The organism is Segeticoccus rhizosphaerae (assembly GCF_005222685.1).
In the GTDB taxonomy this organism is placed as follows: domain Bacteria; phylum Actinomycetota; class Actinomycetes; order Actinomycetales; family Dermatophilaceae; genus Segeticoccus; species Segeticoccus rhizosphaerae.
The window spans coordinates 271,141-294,774 of sequence record NZ_SWMA01000002.1 but is presented as its reverse complement, the minus strand read 5'-3'; the positions used below and the strand labels follow the sequence as shown (position 1 = coordinate 294,774).

At 72.2% G+C, this 23,634-nt stretch carries 19 protein-coding genes and 1 tRNA gene; 12 read left to right on the top strand and 8 right to left on the bottom strand.

The features are described from left to right. The first annotated feature begins 162 nt into the window (after positions 1-162). Both FCN22_RS02845 and FCN22_RS02840 read left to right on the top strand, forming a co-directional pair. Entirely contained in the window at positions 163-1,422 is a 1,260-nt protein-coding gene (locus tag FCN22_RS02845) for an MFS transporter (protein ID WP_238384469.1), read from the top strand. Positions 1,423-1,431: 9 nt separating this feature from the next. After that, the gene (locus FCN22_RS02840) at positions 1,432-5,367 is read left to right on the top strand and encodes a PDDEXK-like endonuclease domain-containing protein (RefSeq protein ID WP_137120004.1); all 3,936 of its coding nucleotides are present in this window, start codon (positions 1,432-1,434) and stop codon (positions 5,365-5,367) included. Between the two features lie 404 nt (positions 5,368-5,771). On the opposite strand, the gene FCN22_RS02835 is transcribed toward FCN22_RS02840, so the two are convergent. From FCN22_RS02835 to FCN22_RS02815, 5 genes are all read right to left on the bottom strand, one after another. Beyond that, positions 5,772-6,125 carry an MscL family protein gene (locus FCN22_RS02835; protein WP_137120003.1) on the bottom strand — a complete coding sequence of 118 codons (354 nt, stop codon included), beginning with the start codon at positions 6,123-6,125 and terminating at the stop codon, positions 5,772-5,774. A gap of 93 nt (positions 6,126-6,218) precedes the next feature. Further along, complete coding sequence (locus tag FCN22_RS02830) at positions 6,219-6,947, bottom strand: SAF domain-containing protein (protein ID WP_162308116.1); 729 nt, start codon at positions 6,945-6,947, stop codon at positions 6,219-6,221. Positions 6,948-7,007: 60 nt separating this feature from the next. Continuing rightward, positions 7,008-7,874: an S-methyl-5'-thioadenosine phosphorylase gene (locus tag FCN22_RS02825; protein ID WP_238384468.1), complete on the bottom strand. Its 867-nt coding sequence runs from the start codon at positions 7,872-7,874 to the stop codon at positions 7,008-7,010. A gap of 179 nt (positions 7,875-8,053) precedes the next feature. Further along, positions 8,054-8,437: an FmdB family zinc ribbon protein gene (locus FCN22_RS02820; RefSeq protein ID WP_137120001.1), complete on the bottom strand. Its 384-nt coding sequence runs from the start codon at positions 8,435-8,437 to the stop codon at positions 8,054-8,056. 133 nt (positions 8,438-8,570) lie between these two features. Next, the gene (locus FCN22_RS02815; protein WP_137120000.1) at positions 8,571-10,088 is read right to left on the bottom strand and encodes a potassium/proton antiporter; all 1,518 of its coding nucleotides are present in this window, start codon (positions 10,086-10,088) and stop codon (positions 8,571-8,573) included. An 88-nt stretch (positions 10,089-10,176) separates the two neighbouring features. Here FCN22_RS02815 and FCN22_RS02810 point away from each other — a divergent pair, with 88 nt between their 5' ends. Beyond that, positions 10,177-12,855, top strand: coding sequence for a penicillin acylase family protein (locus FCN22_RS02810; RefSeq protein ID WP_137119999.1), 2,679 nt, complete (start codon positions 10,177-10,179; stop codon positions 12,853-12,855). A gap of 52 nt (positions 12,856-12,907) precedes the next feature. Here the strand turns inward: FCN22_RS02810 and FCN22_RS02805 are convergent, their stop codons facing one another. Beyond that, positions 12,908-13,630 carry a 5-formyltetrahydrofolate cyclo-ligase gene (locus tag FCN22_RS02805; RefSeq protein WP_137119998.1) on the bottom strand — a complete coding sequence of 241 codons (723 nt, stop codon included), beginning with the start codon at positions 13,628-13,630 and terminating at the stop codon, positions 12,908-12,910. Between the two features lie 189 nt (positions 13,631-13,819). Between FCN22_RS02805 and galU the strand changes: the two genes are divergently transcribed. The 8 genes from galU to FCN22_RS02765 all read left to right on the top strand — a co-directional run bounded on the left by galU (position 13,820) and on the right by FCN22_RS02765 (position 19,893). Continuing rightward, a complete protein-coding gene (galU, locus tag FCN22_RS02800) occupies positions 13,820-14,770 on the top strand; it encodes a UTP--glucose-1-phosphate uridylyltransferase GalU (protein ID WP_137119997.1) in 951 nt (316 codons plus the stop codon). Then, positions 14,767-15,987: a molybdotransferase-like divisome protein Glp gene (gene glp / locus FCN22_RS02795; RefSeq protein ID WP_137119996.1), complete on the top strand. Its 1,221-nt coding sequence runs from the start codon at positions 14,767-14,769 to the stop codon at positions 15,985-15,987. The genes galU and glp overlap by 4 nt, the downstream gene beginning before the upstream one ends. Then, the gene (moaC, locus tag FCN22_RS02790; protein ID WP_137119995.1) at positions 15,987-16,487 is read left to right on the top strand and encodes a cyclic pyranopterin monophosphate synthase MoaC; all 501 of its coding nucleotides are present in this window, start codon (positions 15,987-15,989) and stop codon (positions 16,485-16,487) included. Before glp ends, moaC begins: the two co-directional genes overlap by 1 nt. Then, the gene (locus FCN22_RS02785) at positions 16,484-16,984 is read left to right on the top strand and encodes a MogA/MoaB family molybdenum cofactor biosynthesis protein (protein WP_137119994.1); all 501 of its coding nucleotides are present in this window, start codon (positions 16,484-16,486) and stop codon (positions 16,982-16,984) included. The genes moaC and FCN22_RS02785 overlap by 4 nt, the downstream gene beginning before the upstream one ends. Then, the gene (locus tag FCN22_RS02780) at positions 16,984-17,631 is read left to right on the top strand and encodes a GNAT family N-acetyltransferase (RefSeq protein WP_137119993.1); all 648 of its coding nucleotides are present in this window, start codon (positions 16,984-16,986) and stop codon (positions 17,629-17,631) included. The genes FCN22_RS02785 and FCN22_RS02780 overlap by 1 nt, the downstream gene beginning before the upstream one ends. 28 nt (positions 17,632-17,659) lie before the next feature. Next, positions 17,660-18,745, top strand: coding sequence for a SepX/GlpR family protein (locus FCN22_RS02775; protein WP_137119992.1), 1,086 nt, complete (start codon positions 17,660-17,662; stop codon positions 18,743-18,745). Positions 18,746-18,775: 30 nt separating this feature from the next. Next, the gene (locus tag FCN22_RS02770) at positions 18,776-19,735 is read left to right on the top strand and encodes an aldo/keto reductase (RefSeq protein WP_238384467.1); all 960 of its coding nucleotides are present in this window, start codon (positions 18,776-18,778) and stop codon (positions 19,733-19,735) included. A gap of 85 nt (positions 19,736-19,820) precedes the next feature. Continuing rightward, positions 19,821-19,893: transfer RNA gene (locus FCN22_RS02765), tRNA-Ala, on the top strand. A 24-nt stretch (positions 19,894-19,917) separates the two neighbouring features. On the opposite strand, the gene FCN22_RS02760 is transcribed toward FCN22_RS02765, so the two are convergent. Continuing rightward, entirely contained in the window at positions 19,918-20,565 is a 648-nt protein-coding gene (locus FCN22_RS02760; protein WP_137119991.1) for a response regulator, read from the bottom strand. After that, positions 20,553-22,316 (bottom strand): sensor histidine kinase, encoded by a 1,764-nt coding sequence (locus tag FCN22_RS02755; RefSeq protein WP_202911358.1) that lies wholly within the window; start codon positions 22,314-22,316, stop codon positions 20,553-20,555. Before FCN22_RS02755 ends, FCN22_RS02760 begins: the two co-directional genes overlap by 13 nt. A gap of 204 nt (positions 22,317-22,520) precedes the next feature. Between FCN22_RS02755 and FCN22_RS02750 the strand changes: the two genes are divergently transcribed. Beyond that, positions 22,521-23,606, top strand: a complete 1,086-nt coding sequence (locus FCN22_RS02750; protein ID WP_162308115.1) for a right-handed parallel beta-helix repeat-containing protein — start codon at positions 22,521-22,523, stop codon at positions 23,604-23,606. The last annotated feature ends 28 nt before the right edge of the window (positions 23,607-23,634 follow it).

Here is a 23,634-nt window from a genome sequence, read left to right as displayed (position 1 = left end):
GGTCGTGATCGGTGTTCACGCGACGACTGTGTGGCCGGGCAGATCCACGGCGGCTGCACGCCGGTTCCACGGACTCCCGTCCCGCTTCACCGGGCCCGAACCTGCCGGTGACCGGCAAATTCAGGTGTGGCTCTGGCCGCCCGCCCCCGTAGGGTGAGGCGCGTGCCAGCCGCCCGAACCGTGCCCACGACCGCGCCCGACGTCGTGCAGGTGCAGCGACGCACGGTCCGCACCCTGGTCGGGAGCCAGATGCTCGGCGGGGTCGGCGTCTCGAGCGGTATCGCGGTCGGCAGCATCCTCGCCGAGGACCTGCTCGGGTCCCCTGACCTGGCCGGTCTCGCCAACACCGCCCAGGTCCTGGGAGCGGCCGTCCTGACCGTCCCGATGGCACGGCTCATGGCGGCCCGCGGCAGGCGCGCCGGCCTCGTCGCGGGTTATGCGACCGGAACCCTCGGCGCGGCACTGGCGGTCCTGGCCGGCATACGTGGCTCCTTCCTCCTGTTGTTGTGCGCCACCGCGTTGTTCGGGGCAGCCACCGCGTCCAACAGCCAGGCCCGGTATGCCGCGGCCGACCTTGCGCGCCCGGAGCACCGCGGTCGCTCCCTCGCCCTCGTGGTCTGGGCGACGACGGTCGGCGCGGTCCTCGGGCCCAACCTGATCGGCCCGGCCGGCCGGCTCGCCCGAGGACTCGACATCCCCGAGCTCGTGGGGCCGTTCGTGTTCAGCATGGTCGGCTTCGTCCTCGGCGGTGTGCTGCTGTGGATCCGGTTGCGGCCCGACCCGCTCCTGCTCGCCCGACGTGCTGCGATCGACGCCGGCGACGACACCCAGACCCATGGATCGCTGCTCCGGGGCCTTCGGGTCATCCGCGCCTACCCGGCCGCCTTGCTCGGACTCGCCGCCGTCGCGATCGGACACACGGTGATGGTCGGCGTGATGGTGATGACGCCGCTGCACATGCACCACGGCGGCGCGGAGCTGCGGCTCGTCGGCTTCGTCATCAGCATCCACGTGCTGGGCATGTACGCGTTCTCCCCGGTCACCGGTCTGCTGGTGGACCGGATCGGCGAGCGGGCGGTCATCCTCGCCGGCGTGGTCGTCTTCCTCGCCGCGGCGGTGCTGGCGGGGCGTGCGCCGGAGGGCTGGTCGGGGCTGCTGACGGCCGGTCTCTTCCTGCTCGGGCTGGGCTGGTCGTGCACCATGGTCGCGGGGTCGACGCTGCTCGCGGGCGCCGTGCCCCTGGCCGAGCGACCGGGCGTGCAGGGGGCCTCCGACCTGGTGATGGGGCTGGCCGCTGCGACGGGCGGCGCGCTCGCCGGGCTGGTGGTCGGCGGCTGGGGCTTCGGCTGGCTCTGCGCCCTGGCGGCCGGGCTCGCCGCACTGCTCGGAGCCATGGCGGTGATGACCGGCAGGGTTCGTTAGCCTGCGGGGGTGAGCAGCACTTCCGACGACTCGCGCGGAGCGGCGCCCGGCGCCGACGGCGTCGACGTGTCACGCAGCGGCGCCCGTGCCCAACGCGTGGGGGTGGCGGTGCAGGGCTGGCAGCACGAGCTGTCCCTGGTCGGCGGACCCAACACCCTGCTGTGGCACCGGGACCTGCCGGGCGGCACCCTCGACCTGACCACCGCCCACCCGGGCGGGGTGGCGATGCTCCTCGCCGGCAGACCGACCCGCCTGTCGGACCTGGTGCGGGAGCCCGTGGCGCTGCAGCAGGCTCGCGAGCGGGTGCGCAACATCCGGCACAAGGCCGTGGAGCTGTGGGAGGAGCACGGGCTCACCACGAGCTACATCGCGGTGGGTATGGCGACCTGGGACGTCCCGCACGCACCTCGCCCCCCAGCCGCTCCCGTCCTGCTGCGCAGCTGCACGCTGTGGCCCACCGGCCCGGCGGAGCTCGACTTCGACGTCGACCTCGGCCCCGACGTCGAGTTGAACCCGGTGCTGCTGCACTACCTCCGGTCCGAGCGAGGCCTCGAGATCGACGGCGCCGACCTGGCCGACCGGGCGCTGGTGCGCAAGGGATTCGACCCCCACCCCGTCTACGCCGAGCTGTCGCGGGCCTGCCGGCAGGTGCCAGGGTTCAGGATCAGTCCCCGGCTCGTGGTCGGCACCTTCTCGCACGAGAAGCTGCCCATGGTCGCGGACCTCGCGGCGCACGGAGACCTGCTCGTCGACCATGACGTCGTGGCGGCCCTGGCCGGTGACCCGGGCGCGACGGCCACCATCGCCACGACCGCACCGGACTGGCCGGCCGACCCGGACCCCGAGGCCGAGCTGGCCGTGCTGGACCTCGACTGGTCACAGCAGGCGGCCGTGGAGGCCGTGCGCTCGGGCGTCAACCTGGTCGTCGAGGGCGCACCGGGCACGGGCAAGACGCAGACGATCGCGGGCCTCGTCGCGGCGCTGGCGGCGGACGGGCAACGGGTGCTGCTCGTCTCGGAGAAGCGGGCTGCCATCGAGGCGGTCCGACAACGGCTCGACCGCGTCGGACTCGGTGACCTGGTGCAGGCCGACCACGAGGACCCTCGAGACCGGCGGCGCGTGGCCGCCGAGCTGGTCGCCGCCCTCGATGCCTCGCTGGTCGCCGCCTCCGATGCCGTCGACGACGATCCTGCCGAGGTCAACGCCAGACTGGTCCAGCGACGCGGAGAGCTGGCGACTCACCTGGCTTCGCTGCACGACCGGCGGGAGCCGTGGGGCGTCAGCGCCTTCGACGCACAGGTGGCACTGTCCGCCTTCGCCGCGCGGCCCGCCGCGCCGATGTCCCGCGTCCGGCTGGAGGGTGCCGTCCTCGACGGTTTGACGAGGGACCGCATCGACGAGCTCGGTGCGCGACTCACCGAGGCCGCCGAGCTCGGCGCGTGGACCTCCGGCGACGAGGAAGACCCGTGGTATGCCTCGCGGTTCACGTCGGACGAAGAAGCCGCCCGGGCCCTCGACATCACCAAGCGACTGGAGGGCGGCGAGCTGGAGGCGGCGCGCCGCCAGATGGCGGAACTGGCGGACGAAGCCGGGCTGCCGGTGCCCGGGACGTTGACCGACTGGGAGAGCTCTCTGACCCTCATGGAGCAGGTGCGTGACTCCCTCGAGGTCTTCAGGCTGGAGGTCTTCGACGCCCCGCTCCCCGAGCTGGTCGCGGCGACTGCCTCGAAGGAGCAACGCCGCTCCGGCGACCTCGACCTCGGTGTCCTCGCACGCGCCCGCCTCACCCGCCAGGCGCGGGCCCTGCTGCGGCCCGGACCGCCTCCGCCCGACCTGCACGGCGAGCTCGCGCTCGCACTGGGGGAGCGCGACCGGTGGCGCTCGCTGGCAGGCAGCGGCGCCCGTCCCGAGGCGCCCCCGGGCATCGAGGCGGCTCGGGAGAGGTTCGCTCCGGTCCTCGCCGACGTGGAGTGGCTCGGTGCGCGGCTCGAGACCACCGCAGCGGGCAACGACCTCGTGGCGCTGCCTCTGGACCGGTTGGTCGGGCGACTGCGGACACTCGCGGGCTCTGCACACCGGCTCGAGGTCGTGCCTCGCGTCCTCACCCTCGTCGACGAGGCCCGCGAGGCCGGGCTCGGTCCCGTGGTGGACGACCTCGCCCGACGGCGGGTCCGGGCTGCCAACGTGGCGGGCGAGCTCGAGTTCGTCTGGTGGGCTTCGGTGCTCACGCGCATCGCGGCTGATGACCCGGGCTACGGCGCTCACGACGGCGACCGGCTCCGGACCGTGGCAGACGAGTTCGTCGACGCCGACCACGCACACCTGCGCAGCACCGCCCGGCAGGTGCGCGCTCGTGTGGCGGCCCGGCTGGCGGAGGTCGTGGCGGCCCAGCCGGATCAGGTGCGGCTCCTGCGCGACGAGGCGGCGCGAGGGCGCAGGCACCGCGATCCGCGTGAGCTGATGCGCGAGGCCGTCGACGTCATGACCGCAGTGCGGCCGTGTTGGGCGATGAGCCCCCTGGCCGTGGCCTCCCTCCTGCCGCCGGGTCGCTGCTTCGACGTGGTCGTCGTGGACCATGCCGGCCACCTCCCGACCGCGCGCGCGGTCTCGGCCATCGCCCGTGCCGATCGCGTCGTCGCCGTCGGTGACCGACGCCAGTCGCCCCCCGCGCAGTTCTCCACCGTGGTGGCCGAGACGCCCTCGGGGCAGCCCGGAGTCGACGACGCACGCCGCGTTCGCGAGGAAGCGCCAGGGCGGTCCCTGATGGAGGTCCTGGCCCGCGTGCTCCCGCTCCGGACGCTCGAGCGGCACTACCGCTCCGAGGACGAGCGCTTGGTCACCTTCGTGGCGCAGCGCGTCTACGGTGGCGCGTCGATGGCGACCGTGCCGGGGGCGATCGGCCGCGACGCGGTGCGGCTGCGCACGGTCGATCGACCGGACGACGGTGCGCACGCAGGATCGGGGGGCAGGGGCCTCGAGGCCCTGGCCGAGGTTGCGGCGCGCGAGGCCGTCGAGCACGCCAGGTCACATCCCGGCGAGTCGCTCGGCGTGGTCGCGGTCGGACCGGCGCTGGACCGCGCGGTCGGACGTGCCCTCTCGCGCCAGCTAGCGCGTGCTCCGGAGGTCGCCGGATTCTTCCGGCACGACGCTCCCGAGCGGGCCTTCGTCAAGGCGGCCGACCTTGCGCAGGGTGAGGAGCGGGACGCGGTCATCGTCGTGCTGGACGGTGACGAGGTGGACGAGGCGCGGCTGGTCGTCGCCACGACTCGAGCCAGGCGGCGGATGACGGTCGTCGCGCCGCGTGACTCCGGTGCCGCCAGCGCAGGGTCCGGGCCGAGCACCCCTGGCGGTCAACTGGTGGCCGACTTCGTGCGCTACGCCGCCGACCCGGACCAGGCGCTGCACCGGACGCCCGCGCCGCCAGCGAGCGTGTTGGCCGCGTCGGACGCCACGGGTGCGAAGGCAACAGAGGGGGACGCGGTCGCCCCGGCCGTTGCGCCGAGCACGACCGAGCGCGCTGCTGCCCCGTCGGCGGACGACATCCATCCAGTGGTGTCGGAGCTGGCGGGGAGGCTGCGGTCAGAGGGGTTCGTGGTCCACCAGGACCACGGCCGCTCCGGACACCGGCTCGACCTCGCGATCGAGGATCCGGCCCGCCCGGGCCGGCTGCTCGTCGCGATCGAGAGCGACGGACGGGGACGAGCCGCCCAGCGCAGCACCCGGGATCGCGAGCGGATCAGCGTCGAGCACCTCGGGCGGCTCGGTTGGCACCACGTGCGGATCTGGACCACCGACGTCTTCCGCGACCCGGCGCGCGTGGTCGCCATGGTCACGGCCGAGGTCTGGGAGGCGTCGCGCACCGCCCGCACCGACCGCTCACAAGCCGGGCAGCAGGCGCCGCGGCACGCGTCGGTCGAACCCACCGAGGGCGCGGACCAGGCGTGACCACGACCGACCCACCTGACGGTGCCGACGACGAACGAGGCCGTGTGCAGGAGGAGGCCTCTGGCGATGAGCATCGCCCGGTCCGTCCCGGGCGGCGGCGACATCGGCGGGTGACGCGCCCGGCCCAGGGCGGTGACTCGGGTCCGCTCTCGCCGACCACGGACGACACCGATGAGGGATGGGGCGAGAGGCCGGACGAGTCGGCACAGGACCGTTGGCTGCGCGAGCAACGGCCGCCCCATTGGGGCTGAGCAGGAGGTGCGACGAGAGGCCGTCGCGACCGGCGAGGACGCGGGTGGACATGACTGTGGGGTGGGAGCCACCGGCTCCCACCCCACAGGATGCGCGTCAGCTGTCGGTCAGCAAGTCCGGCAGGGCCGTCCGACTGGCCTTTCGGCGACCGACTATCGCCGAGCCTGGAGCGCGTCGCGGATCTCCACCAGCAGGTCGATCTCGGTCGCTGCTGGCTCCTCCTCGGTGACGTAACGGGCACGAGCTGCTTCGTAGGGCTTGACCACGAAGAAGTAGACGACCGCGGCCAGGATGATGAACGCGATCAAGGCCGTGATGAACACGCCGACGTGGATGCCACCCGGTGTGTATTCGGAGAAGTTCGGCGTGCCCCCGGCCTTGCCGATGATGTCCAGGATGATCTGGACGAACGCGGTCACCACGGCACCGAACGCCGCCGCCATGACGAACGCGACGGCAAGCTCAACGAGATTGCCCCGCATGAGGAAATCCTTGAAACCCTTCATTGGGGTGTCCTTTTCTGATAGTGGAAAATGCGACGGTCGCTGTAGCGGACCAGAGCAGGGTGTCCCGCGCGCTCGATGGGTCGGCGCGTCGCCCTACCCGGGGCGATGAACCGTCAGCATGACACCGACTCCCGGTGTCTGGGCGCCTTGAGCCACGGCGAGTCGCGAAGCCGTGGACGGCTGGGTGGCGACCATGACTCCCGGCCCCTGCACCGCGTCGTCGCTGGTCAGCGGGCTGAGAGCCCCGTGGTCGTGCTGCTCGCCGCCGGCCGCGAGCACCAGCAGGTCGCGGCCGATCACCGTGCCGTCCGTGGTTGAGATCGCGTCCACCCGGTCGCCCGGTCGCAGCGCCCGGGCGAGCCCTCCGTCGGCGAGCGGAATGTGAGCCATCACACGTCCGTGGGGGAGCGCGTCGAGCAGGGACGAGCCGCGCAGACGGCCGGTCGTCAGTGCCTCACCCGCCGTGATGGGACCAGCGAGGACGGCACCCACGGCGGCGTCGACACGTGCGTAGCCGGCCCTCGGCCGCAGGTCCTCCGGCCACCGGCTCACGTGCAGATCGGCCGGGACGATGCGGTGCCCGACCGGCAGGTCACGCGCCACCACGACCACCCGCGCGCCCTGCGGCGGTGCCTGGGGGAGCGCAGCGCCCGCCACCAGCCAGGTCGCGAGGCCGACCAGCACCGCGGTCAGCCATCGCCGGGCCCGGACGCGGCGCCAGACCGAACGGCGACTGGTCGGCCGCCACCGCGCCCAGGGCGGCAGCCGCCTCGCCCCAGCGGCCCGACCCTTCCCCCGCGGCGAGTCCGCTGTGGCGGTCACCGGACCAGTGGCTGGACCCGCGGCGACCGACCTGTTGCCCCCTGGGCGGTGCACGGCGGCCTACTCCGGAAGGGTGAACGGCAACGTCATACCGTCCAGGGCCCGACGACACGGACAATCTGCCGTCTCGTCCGGCGTGGCCTCGGGCAGCCGCGGGATCGCTCGCCGCAGCAGGCTCTTCAGCGCGTCGATATTGCGAGCGAAGACGCGCAGCACCTCGTCGTGGGTCACGGCCGGGCCGCCCTCCACGCCGGCGTCGTGGTCGGTCACCAGCGCGAGCGTGGTGAAGCACAGCGCGAGCTCGCGGGCGATGGCCGCCTCCGGCATACCGGTCATGCCCACGACCGACCAGCCTGCCTGCTGGTGCCACTGCGACTCGGCGCGCGTGGAGAAACGCGGTCCGTTGATGACGACCAGGGTGCCGCCGTCGACCGTGTTGACGGACGACTCGGCCGAGGCGGCAAGCACGGTCGATCGTCCCCTCGGGCAGTAGGGATCGGCGAAACCCACGTGGACGACCGGACCCTCGGTGTCATAAAGGGTGTGCGGCCGGCCCCAGGTGCGGTCGACCACCTGGTCGGGCACCACCACGGTGCCCGGCCCGTGCTCGGACCGCAGCGAACCCACGGCACACGGCGCCAGCACCTGCCGGACCCCGACCGCCCGCAGCGCCCAGAGGTTGGCGCGGTAGTTGACCCGGTGCGGGGGGAACCGGTGCCCCTGGCCGTGCCGGGCCAGGAACGCGACGCGCCGCCCCTCCACCTCGGCGACGACCACGTCGTCGCTCGGCGGGCCGAACGGCGTGGAGACCGGGACGGAGCGGGTGTCGGTGAGGAACTGGTAGAAGCCGGACCCGCCGATCACGCCGATCTCCGCGCGCAGCATCGGGTCTTGGTGCCCGGCCGTGGGCACAGCCTGTGTCGTCATGGCACCCGAGGCTAGTCAGGCGCTCCCGCGAGGCGGGCTGCCGGCAGATTCGCTGTGGACAAGGGCTCCGGCGGGGCGGCCCTGTGGAGCGAGGTGCGCACGACGTGGCCGTGGCGTCGGTGGGCGCCCACCCGTCGGTGGTCCCCATCCGTCGGCGGCCGCCCGATCAGGCCGCCCGGTCAGGCCGCGGAGCCGGCCTTCGTCGTGCTCTTGGTGGCGGCCTTCGACGCGTCGGAGCCCTTGGAGGACTTCGAGGACGAACCGTTCGCGCTCTCGGAGCCGTTCGACGAGGTCGTCGACGTGGTCTTGTCGCCGCCGGACTTCTCGGAATGGGCACCGTTGGACGTGCTCGAGCTCGACCCGCCCGAGCTGGAGCCGTTCGAGCTCGCCCGGGAGTCGGTGCGGTAGAAACCGGAACCCTTGAAGACGACGCCGACCGCGCCGAAGACCTTGCGCAGCCTGCCCCCGCACTGGGGGCAGACGGTCAGCGAGTCGTCGGTGAAGGCCTGCACGATGTCGAACCGGTGGTCGCACTCGGTGCAGGCATAGTCATAGGTGGGCACGTGCTCCTCCATCTGTGCTGGTGCCAGCTGTGACCCGGTCGGTCGCCTCACCGAGGTGGAGCTGGCACTGTCACGGGTCGAGTGCCAGTCTACGACGCCGCGCAGGCTGCCTTCGACCGCGTGCGCGCTGAGGTCACTGGTTCCACCCCGCCAGCCGCCCCCGCTCGCTCACCGCCCGCAGCCGCGCCTCGGCCCGGCCTCGGGCCGCACCGGTCGTCACGATCAGCAGCGAGTCGCCGCGGCGCAGCGGCGTGCGGGCATCCGGCACGAACGCCTCCCGGTCGCGCACGATCAGCGTCACGTTGGCTCCCACCGGCAGCCGCAGCTCGAAGACCTCCACGCCGTGCAGCTGCGACTCCGGCCCGACCTGCACCTGGAGCACGTCGGCGCCCAGCTCCTCCAGGGGCGTGGTCTCCAGCTCGAGGTCCACCGTGTGGTGGTCGCCGGTGATGCCCAGCCGCCGGGCCACCCACGGCAGGGCCGGGCCCTGGACGATCGTGAAGATGATGACGAGGTTGAAGACGAGGTTGAACAGCCACCCGGTATGCGGTGTGCCCACCGTGAGCGGGACGGTCGCCAGCACGACGGGCACCGCGCCACGCAGCCCTGCCCAGGACAGGAAGAGCTGCTCACGCAGCGGCATCGGGAACGGCAGCATCGACAACAGCACCGACGCCGGACGGGCCACGAGCAGCAGCACCAGGCCGATGGCGATGGCGGGGACGATCTGTGGGACGAGCTGGGACGGCGACGCCTCGAGCCCCAGCAGCACGAACAGCCCGATCTGGGCCAGCCAGCCCATCGCCTGGGCGAACGCACGGATCGCCGGCCGGTGCGGCAGGGCGATGTTGCCCAGCACCAGCGCGGCGACGTAGGTGGCGAGGAAGCCGCTGGCGTGGATCTCGACCGCCACGGCGTAGGCGAGGACGGTGAGCGAGAGGATCCCGATGGAGAACAGGCCGGAGGAGGTCGACGCTGCGCGGCGCATGACGAAGCCGCCGAGGAAGCCGACCGCCAGCCCCACCGCTGCGCCCCCCGCCAGCTCTCCGGCGGCGATGAGGACCAGCTGCCACGCCGGGTCGTGCACGGCGCCCGGCACCGCCTGGTGGGCGAGGACGACGACCAGCAGCACGACCGGCGCGTCGTTGAAGCCGGACTCCGCCTCGAGCACACCGGACAGCCGAGCGGGCAACGGGACCCGCCGTAGCACCGAGAAGACCGCGGCCGCGTCCGTGGAGGAGACCACGGCGCCCACGAGGAAGCCGATCTCGAGGGACACGTCGAGGATCCAGTGCGCCGCGAACCCGACGACCACGACGGAGACGACGACGCCGATGGTCGACAACACGGCGGCGGGGGCGACCGCGGAGCGGATGCCTGCCCAGGACGTGGTCAGTCCGCCCTCGGCCAGGATGAGGATGAGCGCGCTGTAGCCGAGCACCTGGGTCAGCTCCGCCGAGTCGAACCGGATGCCGAGACCCTCGTTGCCGATGGCCAGCCCGATCGCGAGGTAGAGCAGCAGCGTCGGCAGGCCGGCCCGGACCGCGAAACGCACGGCCGCGACCGAGACGAGCAGCACGAGGGTGCCGAGCAGGAGCACCGGTGTCAGGTCGTCCAGAGTGAACGCAGGGGGCACTGGCGTCGCGAGCACCAGACCCTCCTCTCCAGGACGTCCCCGGGCCGACCTGAGCGTGCCCTGCGTGCGCTGAGCGGGGCTTTCGGTGGCCTAGTCTCGCAGGGTGTCTCGTCCCAGGCTCCTGCGCCGCATCGGAATCTCGGCTCTCGCTCTCCTCCTGGTCGTGGCGGTGGTCGCTGCCGTCCTCGCGATCGGCCTGGTGCGCCGCTCCTTTCCGCAGACGTCGGGCGAGATCACCGTCTCCGGCCTGACCAGCTCGGTGTCGGTGCTGCGGGACGACCGGGGGGTGCCGCAGATCTACGCGGACAACGCGGACGACCTCTTCCGCGCGCAGGGTTACGTCGCGGCCCAGGACCGGTTCTTCGAGATGGACCTGCGGCGCCACGTCACGGCCGGCCGGCTCTCGGAGCTGGTCGGCCCCGACGGGCTGGAGACCGACCGGGTGATCCGCACCATGGGCTGGCGCCGGGTCGCGGAGCAGGAGCTGCCGCGGCTCGACCCCTCGACCCAGCGCTATCTGCGCGCCTACGCCGACGGGGTCAACGCCTACCTGGACGAGCGGGACTCGCAGTCCAAGATCGCGCTGGAGTACGTCATCCTCGGACAGCAGGTTCCCGACTACCGGATCGAGCCGTGGACGCCGGTGGACTCGCTGGCCTGGCTCAAGGCGATGGCGTGGGACCTGCGCAGCGACTACGCCGACGAGCTCGCGCGGGCCCGCCTGGCCGACCGCATGTCCGCGGGCCACATCGCGGACCTGTTCCCGCCGTATGACGCGAAGGCCCACCGTCCGATCCTGTCCTCGGCGGACTGGTCACCCACGGCGTCCGAGCGCACGGCTGTCAAGAAGGCCACGGCCACCTCGACGGCAGGACCGGACCGCCAGTCTCCGGGGACGAAGGAGAAGGCGAAGGACGGGGGGTCCGCCCAGAAGGAGTCCGCTCAGCCGGCGGCCCTCACTGGCGACGCAGGCCCGGCGGTGACCCGGGACGCGAGTGTGCGGACGGCATACGCGCAGGCGACGAGTGCGGTGCGCGCCGTTCCGGCCACCCTCGGGCAGGGCGACGGCATCGGTTCCAACTCGTGGGTGGTGGACGGCGAGCACTCCACGACCGGCAAGCCGCTGCTGGCCAACGACCCACACCTCGGGGTCAGCATGCCGGGCATCTGGTACCAGACCGGGCTGCACTGCCGCACCCTGTCGAAGCAGTGCCCGTTCGACGTGAGCGGCTTCTCCTTCGCCGGGCTGCCGGGCATCGTGATCGGCCACAACGACACGGTCGCCTGGGGATTCACCAACCTGGCGCCCGACGTCACCGACTTCTACCTCGAGAAGGTGCGCGGCGACTCCTACCTGCGAGACGGACGCTACGTGCCGCTGAGACAGCGCACCGAGACGATCAAGGTCGCCGGGCAGAAGGACGAGCACCTCATCGTGCGCGGCACCGTCCACGGACCGGTGATGTCCGACGTGGTCACCTCGGTCAACCAGGCCGGGTCGGCTGCACCGGTGCGGGGCAAGAGGGACCGCCAGCGCTACGAGGTGTCGCTGGCCTGGACGGCACTGCAACCGAACCGCACGGCAGACGCGATCTTCGAGCTCAACGCGGCGCGCAACTGGCCGGACTTCCGTGCTGCCGCCCGCGACTTCGCGGTGCCCGCCCAGAACCTGGTCTACGCCGACACCTCGGGACACATCGGCTACCAGGCGCCGGGGGCGGTGCCGATCCGCAGGTCCGCGACACCGGGGTCTCCGCCGGGCTACTGGCCGGCGCCGGGGTGGGACCCGGCCTACGACTGGAAGGGCCAGGTGCCCTTCGAGCAGCTGCCGCACGTGCTGGATCCGAAGGAGGGGTTCCTGGTTACCGCCAACCAGGAGGTCACGGCCAGCAGCTCGCCGTTCCTCACGACCGAGTGGGACGCCGGCTACCGCAGCCAGCGGATCCGCAACCTCCTGCAGGAGAGCCCGAAGGTCAGCCCCGAACGGATGGGGCAGATCCAGATGGATACACGCAACGACTTCGCCCCGGTCCTGGTCAAGCAGTTGCTGGCGGTCGACCTCGGCGGCGACCGGTTCACCGAGGACGGGCAGCGGCTGCTCGAGGGCTGGGACTACACCACGCCGGCGTCCGGCCCGCAGTCCTCGGCGGCGGCCTACTACAACGTGGTGTGGGCGCGCCTGCTCAACCTGACCTTCGACGACGAGCTGCCGCGCGACCTGTGGGCCGACGGGGGCGACCGAGACCGCGCGGCGATGGTGAAGCTGTTGACCCAGCCGCGGAACGCGTGGTGGGACAACAAGCTCACCCCGGGCGTGGTGGAGGGCCGCAGCGAGGTGTTGCGCCAGGCGATGGTCGAGGCCCGGCTCGAGCTGACCCGTTCGATCGGACGGGACCCCTCGACCTGGAGCTGGGGACGGCTGCACCAGCTCGAGCTCAAGCACCAGGTGCTCGGGGGCGACGGTGTGCCCGGCATCGTGCGGGCCCTGTTCAACCGCGGGTCGTGGCAGATGCCTGGCGGGTCGTCGATCGTCGACGCCAACGGGTGGGACGCGTCCGAGGGCTTTGACGTGTCGTGGGCGCCGTCGATGCGGATGGTCGTCGACCTCGGCGACCTCGACGCGTCGCGGTGGGTCAATCAGAGCGGCAACTCGGGGCACCCGTATGCCGACCACTACGACGACCAGGTCGACGCGTGGATCAGCGGCGACACCTACCCCTGGCCGTCGACGCCGGAGGCCGTGCGGGCGGCCAGCGACGAGGAGCTCACCCTCCGCCCCTGACTCCCCCTTGTTGCTGGGAGAGGGCGTCACCGATGACCCCCTCACCCAGCAACTAGCGGGGGATGGTGGGGAGGCGGACGAGGCCGAGCCCGGATGTGACCACGGCGTCGACTGGCTGGTCGTGCGGCTCGTGCGGCAGCGGACCGTCGACCAGCTCCTCGTCGTGCACGACCGCCACCACGAGGGCGCCCGGCGAGCGTCGGGCGAGCGCCCGGTCGTAGCTGCCGCCGCCCTGCCCGAGCCGCACCCCGCCGCGGTCCACCGCCAGCGCCGGGACGACCACGACCTGCGCCGTGCCGATCGCGTCGTGCCCGAGCTCGCTGCCGGTCCTGAGCTGCGCAGCACCAGCTCGCGGCGGGGCGCTCGCCCCGGTCCGATGCTCCGGGTGCTCCGCAGGGCGCCAGTCGAGGTCGAGGTCGGCCTCCAGGACCGGCACGAGGACCCGGACGCCGTGGTCGAGCAGGGCCGCGATGAGCCCCTCCGTCGGCGGTTCGGTGGGCAGGGACTCGTAGGCCGCCACGCACCACGCGCCGCCCGCGCCTCCCTCCGTAGTTGCTGGGGATCGGCGTCGTCGACGACGCCGATCCCCAGCAACTACGCCGGAGGCCGGGGTGGTCACCGGGGGCGGGGCGACCTCGAGCAGGGCCAGGACGGCCCGCGCGATCGCAGCCCCCTCTGTGGCCCGGTCGGCAGCCGGCGCGTGCTCTCGCCTCGCCGCCCGGAGGGTGCGGCGCAACTCGGTCTTGCGTGGATCGGGGAGGTGGGCGGACGGCATACCGGCCATGGTTCCGCACCGGACACCGCTGGGGCGAGCGCCCTCGGACACCGCCGGCGCGAGCGCACCCGGACACGGCTTGCGTGAGGGCCCTCGGACACCCTGGCGTGAGCGCGCTCGGACCGTCCATCCGGGTGCGCTCGCCGAAGAGGTGTCCGGTCACGTGCGGGAGACAGATAACCTCTGGCCATGACCCCATCGCGCACCGATTCCGCACCGTCGCCGCTCGTCAAGGCCGTGATCCCGGCCGCCGGGCTGGGCACCCGTTTCCTTCCGGCCACCAAGGCGACTCCGAAGGAGATGCTGCCGGTGGTGGACAAGCCCGCGATCCAGTACGTCGTGGAGGAGGCGGCCCGGGCCGGGCTGCAGGACGTGCTGATGATCACCGGGCGCAACAAGGTCGCGCTCGAGGACCACTTCGACCGGCACTGGGAGCTCGAGCAGGCCCTCGAGGCCAAGGGTGACGACCGGCGCCTGCAACGGATCCGCAAGTCGGCGACGCTCGGCAACATCCACTTCGTCCGGCAGGGCGAGCCGCTCGGCCTCGGCCACGCGGTGCTGTGTGCGCAGGCGCACGTCGGCGACCAGCCCTTCGCGGTGCTGCTCGGCGACGACCTCATCGACGCGCGCGACCTGCTGCTGGAGCAGATGATCGCGGTGCAGCAGGCCAAGGGCGGCAGTGTCGTGGCGCTGATGGAGGTGCCGCCGGAGCAGACCCATCTCTATGGCTGCGCCGCGGTCGAGGAGACCGACGAGCCCGACGTCGTGCGGATCACGGGTCTGGTCGAGAAGCCCGACCCGGCCGACGCGCCGAGCAACCTGGCGATCATCGGCCGCTACGTCCTCGATCCGTCGATCTTCGGGGTGCTCGAGCAGACGCCCCCGGGCCGTGGCAACGAGATCCAGCTGACCGACGCGCTCCAGGAGCGGGCGGCGGCCAGCGGCGAGGGGGCCGGGGTGCACGGTGTGGTCTTCCGCGGACGCCGCTACGACACCGGCGACCGGCTCGACTACCTCAAGGCCGTCGTGCGGCTGGCACGAGAGCACAAGGAGCTCGGCGACGACTTCAGCGCCTGGTTGGAGGACTACGTCGCCGAGCTGCGCGACGCCGACCGGACCCCCAGCGCCACCTCGCGATGATCTCCGTCGAGGACCACTTGGCCCGCATCCTCGCGGCTGTGGCCCGGCTCGCGCCGCGTGAGCTGGAGCTGCTGGAGGCGCGCGGGTGCGTCCTCGCGGAGGAGGTCACCAGCCCGGTGCCGTTGCCCGGCTTCACCAACTCGGCGATGGACGGGTATGCCGTCCGCTCCGGTGACGTCGCCGCCGCCAGCGAGGCGTCGCCCGTCGTCCTTCGCGTGGCCGGCGACATCGCCGCCGGCAACACCGAGCACCTCACGCTGCCCGACGACGGGTGCCTGCGGATCATGACCGGCGCGCCGATGCCGGAGGGGGCCGACGCCGTCGTGCCGGTGGAACAGACCGACGGCGGCGTGGACCGGGTCGAGATCCGGGAGGCGGCGGGGGCGGGCCAGCACGTGCGGCCGGCCGGTGACGACCTCCAGGTCGGCGACACCGTCCTGCCCGCCGGCACGGTGCTCGGACCGCGACAGCTGGCCGTGCTGGCGGCGGTGGGCCGCGGTCGGGTGGAGGCCGTGCCGCGACCCCGGGTGGCGGTGATCTCCACCGGCGACGAGTTGGTCGAGCCCGGCACCGTCCCGGGCTTCGGGCAGGTGGTCGACAGCAACAGCCTCATGGTCGCGGCTGCGCTGGGGGAGCTCGGCGCCGACGCCCACCAGGCTCGGGTGCGCGACGACACCGGCTCCTTCGCGGCCACCCTGGCCCGGGAGGCCGCGGAGTGCGACGCGATCATCACGACCGGCGGGGTGAGCATGGGCGCCTACGACACGGTCAAGGAGGTGCTGGCGGCCGGTGGCGAAGTGACCTTCGACCGGGTGGCGATGCAGCCGGGCAAGCCGCAGGGTTTCGGGCTCCTCGGACCACGGCGGTGCCCGGTCTTCACCCTCCCAGGCAACCCGGTCAGCACCCTGGTGTCGTTCGAGGTGTTCGTGGCGCCGGCCCTGCGGCAGATGGCCGGGCGGTCCAGCGAGGTGCCGACGGTCGAGGCGGTCGCCGAGCACGACTGGACCGCGCCCGAGGGCAAGGTGCAGTTCGCCCGGGTCTCGCTGCGCCGAAGCGGCACCGGGTGGTCGGCGGCGCTCGCGGGCGGACAGGGTTCCTACGTGCTCGGGGGACTTGCGGCAGCTGACGCGCTCGCCGTCATACCAGCGGAGGTCACCCGGGTGCATGCTGGTGACAGGGTGCAGTGCCGCGTCCTGGGCGACCTCGAGGAGCGCTGATGAGTGAACCGTCGTTGACCCACGTGCGCGCCGACGGGACCGCCCACATGGTCGACGTCAGTGCGAAGGCCGTGACGCCGCGGACGGCGTCGGCGGCGGGACGAGTGCTCCTCTCTGCCGAGGCGGTCTCCGCGCTGCGTTCCGGCAACGTGCCCAAGGGCGACGCGTTGGCGGTGGCGCGCCTGGCCGGGATCCAGGGCGCGAAGCGGACTCCGGAGCTGATTCCGCTCGCCCACCCGATCGGGATCCACGGGATCGAGGTCGATCTCGAGGTGGCCGACGACGGGGTGGACGTGCGGGCGCAGGTGCGCACGGCCGACCGCACCGGCATCGAGATGGAGGCGCTCACCGCCGTGACGGTGGCCTCGCTCGCCCTCATCGACATGGTCAAGGCCGTCGACCGGCACGCGCGGATCACCGACGTGCGGGTGACGGCCAAGGCAGGTGGCCGCTCGGGGGATTGGGCGGAGGACCCGAGCGCCGAGGAGCGCGACCGATGAGCACCAGTGACGAGGAGGCGGTCGAGCGGCACGCGGTGGTCATCACCTGCTCGACGCGCGCGGCGAGAGGCGTGTATGCCGACCGCGCGGGTCCGTTGATCGTGGCTGCCGCCCGCTCGTGGGGCCTGCGGGTCGCCGAGCCAGTGGTCGTCCCCGACGGCCCTGAGGTCGACACGGCGATGCGGCGAGCCATCGACGCGGGAGTCCACCTGCTGGTGACCACGGGCGGGACCGGCATCTCGCCGACCGACCGCACCCCCGACCAGACGATGCGGCTGATCGATCGACAGATTCGCGGCATCGCCGAGGCCATCCGGGCGGCCGGGGTCGCGGCCGGGGTGCCGACCGCGATGCTCTCCCGCGGCATCGCCGGCGTCGCGGGGCGCACGCTCGTCGTCAACCTGCCGGGCTCCGTCGGGGGAGTGCGCGACGGTCTGGCGGTGCTCGAGGCCGTCGTCCCGCATGCTCTCGACCAGATTGCCGGTGGTGACCACTGATGTCCTCGTGGTGGCCGGTGACCCTGCACGCCACCCACCCGAACGGCACGGAGGTGACGCTGCGGCCCCTGCGGCGGCGGGACCGCCGCGAGTGGACGGCGTTGCGTGCGACCAATCTCGATTGGTTGCGTGAGTGGGAGTCGACGCTGCCCGAACCGTCCGACCGGCAACTGTCCTTCCGCGGCCTGGTCCGGCTCTACCACGTCGAGGCCACAGCGGGTCGGATGCTGCCGCTGGTGATCGAGGCCGACGGCAGGCTGGTGGGCCAGATGCATCTCTTCGGCGTCGCATGGGGATCGCTGCGCTCCGGAGCGATCGGCTACTGGATCGATCGCTCGGTGGCGGGGCAGGGTCTCACCCCGTTTGCGTTGGCGTTGCTGGGCGACTTCGCGATGCGCGACATGGGCTTGCACCGGATCGAGGTCAACATCCGGCCGGACAACGCCCCGAGCCTGCGGGTCGTCGAGAAGCTGGCCTTCCGGGACGAAGGGCTCCGGCAGGGCTACCTGCACATCAACGGGGCCTGGCACGACCACCGCACGTTCGCGCTGACCGTCGAGGACCTGCATGGCGAGCGCCTGATGGACCGGCTGAATCGCTCGTCGGGCCAGCCACTTTGGCGACACACCGAGCAGGGTCCACGTTAGGTCGCTGATACCGCCTACCGTCGGTCCCGTGCCTTCCAGCAGCCTGATCTTCGTTCTCGTCGTGGCAATCTGGGCTGCCTACCTGCTGCAGCACTGGATTCGCCGCCGCGACCACCTGTCGACCGCCCGATCGGTCGACCGCTTCTCCGAGGCCATGCGGGTCCTCGAGCGTCGCAAGCCCCTTCCGGAGTCGCCGCTGGCGGCTCCGGAGCCACGTTCCTACGCCGTGAGCCCGGCCCGTCCCTCGAGGGCCACCGTGACCGTCAAGCGTGCCGTTGCCCAGCGGCCCGCGGCGCCGGCCGCCACTCGGACCGCTCGGGCCACCGAGGCACCGAAGGTGCGGGTCCGGGGACGCATGGCGAGGCTGCTCTCCGGGCTGACTCGCCGGCGGCTGCACGGCGCCTCCTTCGTCCTCTGCCTGCTGGCCGTCGTCGGGAGCGCCGTCCTGGTCCCCGTGATCGGACTGACGTGGTGGGCGGCCGGCGGTTCCGGCGTGCTGCTCGTGCTCGACCTGGTCTGGCTGCGGCACGCGGCCGCCGTCCGGCGCCGGCGGAGTCGTCAGGAACACGCCGCCCGCACCGCACACCGCGTGCGGGAGCGCCGCGTCGCCGAGGCGTCGGGCCGCCGCGCACACCAGCCGTCCCCGGCGAGCGCACAGCCGCGCCGTCCGGCGACAACCCTGTCTGCGGCGAATGCCACTGCGGCACGGGCGGACCGGCACCTCGACACGGTCTACGACCCGGATGCACCGGCAGTCGAGATCGAGCAGCCCGCTGCCGCCGCGGCCGGAACCGCCGACGAGCCGCAGGGCCGCTCCGGCGACTGGCAGCCGGTGCCCGTGCCTCCGCCCACCTACACCCTCAAGGCGAGGGCCGAGCGTCCCGCCTCCGCTCCTGCCGAGGTGACACCGACGCCGGAGCCCTTCGACCGCGCCGCCGCCGACGAGCCGTCGGACGCGGATGGCGGCACCGGCACAACCGGTATGCCGACCGGCGCGGACGGTGACGCTCCTCACCAGGGCGGCGAGGCGCCATACGGGCGGGACCTGCCGTTCGACGGGCTCGCACTGGACGAGGAGCTGGAGGAGCTTCCCGCCGTCTACGCCGCCGGCTGACCCTCCCGCCGGCGTGCGTAGGGTCTGAGCATGACGGAAACACGGATGACCTATCGACCGCTGGGCGACTCCGGCCTGATGGTCAGCACAGTGGGGATCGGCTGCAACGCCTTCGGCGTCCGCGTCGACGAGAAGGGCACCGCTGATGTGGTGCACGCCGCGCTCGATGCCGGGGTGACCTTGTTCGACACCTCGGACACCTACGGCCTGGGCCAGAGCGAGACGCTGCTGGGCAAGGCGCTCGGGAGCCGCCGGGACGACGTTGTCGTCGCCACCAAGTTCGGCATGGACATGAAGGGTGCCAACGGTCCCGACCACGGCGTCCGTGGGTCGCGCCGCTACATCCGCCGGGCCGTCGAGGCCAGCCTCACCCGGCTGGGCACCGACCACATCGACCTCTACCAACTGCACGCGCCCGACCCGGTCACACCGATCGAGGAGACCCTGGCGGCGCTCACCGAGCTGGTGCGCGAGGGCAAAGTCCGCTACCTCGGCAGCTCCAACCTCGCGGGGTGGCAGGTGGTCGACGCCGACTGGACCGCGCACACCGCCGGTCTCGAACGGTTTGTCAGCGCCCAGAACAAGTACTCCCTGCTCGACCGCCGAGCCGAGGACGAGCTCGTCCCGGCCTGCGAACAGGTCGGTGTCGGCATCCTGCCGTTCTTCCCGCTGGAGTACGGCCTGCTCACCGGCAAGTACCGGCGGGGCGCGGCCGCACCGGAGGGCACGAGGCTGGCGGACGACTCCCAGCGAGCCCGGCTCGAGGGCGCCAACTGGGACCGGATCGAGGCCATCGCCTCGTTCGCCAAGGAGCGCGATCTGAGCATGCTGCAGGTCGCGATCGGCGGTCTGGCGGCCCAACCCGCCGTGGCCTCGGTCATCGCGGGCGTGACCCGGCCCGAGCAGGTCCGGGCCAACGTCGAGGCCGGGCTCTGGGAGCCCACCCTGGAGGACCTGGCGCTGCTGGACCAGGTGACCAGCGCCGACTGAGCCGGGACGGGTCGCAGCTTCGTCGGCACGAGCCTGCCGGTTTCAGTTCGCCGCACCGGCGGTGTTATCTTTGCTCCCGCACCACGGGGCTGTGGCGCAGCTGGTAGCGCACCTCGTTCGCAACGAGGGGGTCAGGGGTTCGAGTCCCCTCAGCTCCACCGATCTGACTGGGCCATCACCCTTCAGCGGCCGAGATATCGGGTCACGGCCAGCACCCGGCGGTGGTCGTCCTCGCTGGGTGGCAGGTCCAGCTCGCTGTAGATGTGCGAGACGTGCTGGACCACCGCCTTCTCGGTGACACTCAAGGCGTGGGCGATGAAGGCGTTGCTGCGGCCCTCGGCCATCAGCGTGAGGACCTCGTGCTGTCTCGGGGTGAGCCGGTGGAGCGCATCGTGCTCGCTCCTGGCCTGGGAGAGCATGAGTGCCACCACCTCGGGGTCGAGCACGGTCTCGCCGGCACAGACGCGCCGCAGGTCCGCGCAGAAGGTGTCGATGTCGGAGATGCGTTGCTTGAGCAGGTAGCCGGTGCCTGCCGTCGGGGCGTCGAGCAGCTCGCGGGCGTAACGGCGCTGGAGGTGCTGGGACAGCACGACGATGGCGAGGTCCGGCCAGGTGGCCCGGATCTTGAGCGCAGCCCGCAACCCGTCGTCGGTGCGGCCGGGTGGCATCCGGATGTCGGTGATCACCAGGTCGGGACGCAGCTCGTCGGAGGCCGCGACCAGTGCGGCGCCGCTGCGTGCGGTGCCGACGACGTCGAAACCGCCGTGCACGAGGACGAGGGAGAGGCCCTCGCGCAACAGCGCCTCGTCCTCACCGATCAGGACCCGCACGGCAGCTCCGCGACGATGTGGGTGCCGCCACCGGCCGGGCTCTCGACCCGGAGCCGGCCGCCGAGCACGTCGATCCGGTCAGCGAGGCCGGGTAGCCCGAGCCCGGTGCCCACGTCGGCGCCGCCGACACCGTCGTCGTCGACCTCGACGATGAGGACGCGTTCGAGGTGGGTCAGCCGCACCCCGATCTTCGTGGCGTGCGCGTGCTTGGCAGTGTTGCTCATCGCCTCGGCGACCAGGAAGTACGCGGTGGCCTGCACCTGCCCGGGCAGCCACTCCTCGGGGCCCAGATCGAGCTTGGCCGGCAACGACATCCGGTCCACCAGGTCCTCGATGGCGGCACCCAGGCCGCGCTCTATCAACGGCGCCGGCATGACCCCATAGACCAGCTCGCGCAGGCCGGCTGCCGCGTCGTCGATGCGGAGCCTGAGCCGGGTGGCGGCTTCGGAAGCGCTTCCGGGCGTGCCCGGTATGGCCGCCAGGCGTTGCGCCTCGACCGCGAGCAGCACCAACTGAGCCTGCACGCCGTCGTGCAGGTCCTGCGCGATCCGGCGCCGTTCCCGGTCACTGGCCTCGACGATCCGGGCACGGGAGACCCGCAGCTTCCGCTCGCTGGCCCTGAGCTCGGCGGCCAACCGCTGCTGGTCGAGCGCGATCGCGATGACCCGGCCCGCGGCACGCACGAGTCCAGGGTCGCCGATCATCGTGGCGTCGTAGACGATCGCACCGACCCGACGCCCGGTCATCTCGACCTCGACCACCGCGCGTCCGGTGTCGGGCGTCGGGAGGGGCAACACGTGGCCCTCGGCATCGACGTAGCCGTCGCGGCGGGGCACCCAGAACGCAAGCTGGACCGAGTCGTCGCCCAGGGCGGCCGCCAGCGCGGTGGCCAGCGAGGGGCGCCGACCGGCGGTGGCGCCCAGCCACGCGCTCAGCTCCTGGATCTCGCCGGTGCGGGCGAAGCCGCCCAGGAGCATCGCACCGACGAAGGCGACCGGCACGACGGCCAGCACCACCACCTGGATCGCCCCGGAGAGCGCCGGAGTGAGTCCGGCCAGGGGCCGCAGCACGTCCGGCACGAGCGGCACGAGCAACACCGCCACGATGCCGTAACCGTACAGGGGCGCGAGGACCCGCCTGCGTGGCGCGGGAGTCGCGCGGAGCCGACCCGCCAGGATCAGGGCGGTTGCCACCATCACGGCGGCTCCCGCGCCAATCTGCAGCCAGGAGCCCGCCGCCGCCAGGGTCGGGCGGTTGGCTGCAGCAAGCATCCCGTGCGGGCTCGCGGACGGCGCGAACAGGTAGAGCGGGATCTGGAGCAACAGGCACACGGCGTAGGCCGCGGCCACCGTGTACCGGGACGGCATCGACCGGACCCGGCCGGAGGGAAAGGCGTGCAGCAGGTGCACCACGACCGCAAGTGGAGCGGTGGCGAGCACCACGCCGACCACCGACAGTGCGGGCACGTCGGTGTCTCCGAGTCCGCCGAGCAACAACACCAAGGCGCCGGCGACCATGATCGGGCCCAGCCGGTTGGACGGCCTGCGCCACCAGGCGGCCGCGCCGGCGGCAGCGTAGGCGAGCCCGGTGATTGGCACCAGCACGCTGGTCCACAACGGCGTCGGGTGGCCGAAGACGTCGAGCGAGATCTCGATCCAGGCCATCGACAGCAACGCCGCCCCCAACAGCGCGATCCCCGCGCCTCGCGAGTCCATGATCGCCGGGCGCGTCACCGCAGAGCCGGACGCCATGTCCCCAGCGTCCCACTCGTGCGGCATCCGTTTCACCGCTTTGGAAGACAGGACCTGGGTCTATTGTCGCGGCCTCTGCCGGTGGCAACACTGAACAGGTCATCGGCCACCGGACGATGCCTGTCAGCGTGCGGTGGCCGCCGCCTGATCTGGAGAGAAGCGTGTCGCATGACCCGTCAGTGGAAGCCTGTACTAGTGGGAGCGGTGGCGGTCTCGACCGCGCTGCTGGGAGCGATCGGTGTCGTCGGGGCGGGCGCCGCGCAGGCAGCGCCGAACTGTACGCCCAATGTGGACAACTCGGGGTTGAGCGCCGCTGTCGTGGCACACTCCCACCAGTACCTGGCGAATCGGCGAGTCGACGCCACGGGCTGTGACATCGGGATCTTCGTCGGGCCGGGCGTGCAGCACGTCACCGTCAACGACGTGGTGGTCACCGGGGCGAACTTCCAGGGGATCCTGGCCTACGACACGTCATACCTGACCATCAAGAACTCCCGGATCCACGACAACGGGTTCCACACTCTCGACAGCTCCGCGCCTGCGCTACCGGGCAGCGGCCTCCACTCGTATGTCGGGCAGTCGTTCGGCATCAGCCTGTTCGGCGTCTCCTGGTCCACCGTCGAGAACAACCGGGTGACCGACAACGGACGCGGCGGGATCGGCGTCATGGACACCGGAGCGAACAACCCCGGCACGATCAACCAGAACCCGTCGGCCCCGCTGAGGGCCTCTACCCACGACCGGGTCGTCGGCAACACGATGTCGGCCAACTACGGGGGCTGTGGCCTCGTCGCCGCCACCCAGAACTTCGGCGGTCACCTGTCCCACCTGTTCCTGGCCGGGAACCGGATCATCGGGACGGGAACGATGTCCGAGTCGGGGCCGGACGTGGCCGGTATCGTCGTGGCGGCCGATCTGCCGAACTCATGGGTCAGTGACGTCAGCGTCGTGGGCAACAAGGTGACCAACTCCTTCGAGGGAGGAGTCATCGTCAACGCCGAGGCGTTCAACTCCTCCACCAGGAACGTGGCGGTGCTCGGCAACACTCTCAGGGCCAACAACTGGGGTGCCCAGGAGGCCCCCGACACCGCGGGCGTCATCGTGTTCGCCAACCCGGGGGCCGAGGTCCCGCCGGGGGCCGACGCGCCCAAGAACGTCCACACGGTGGTGGCGGGCAACCGGATCACCGAGCAGTTCTACGGGATCTACTCCGTGGGCGACTTCCCCCCCATCGCCTTCGGCAACTACATCCGGGTCACGTCGGGTGGTGACCCGATCTTCCACGGCTGACCGGGCCGCGTCAGGAAACGCCTTGGGG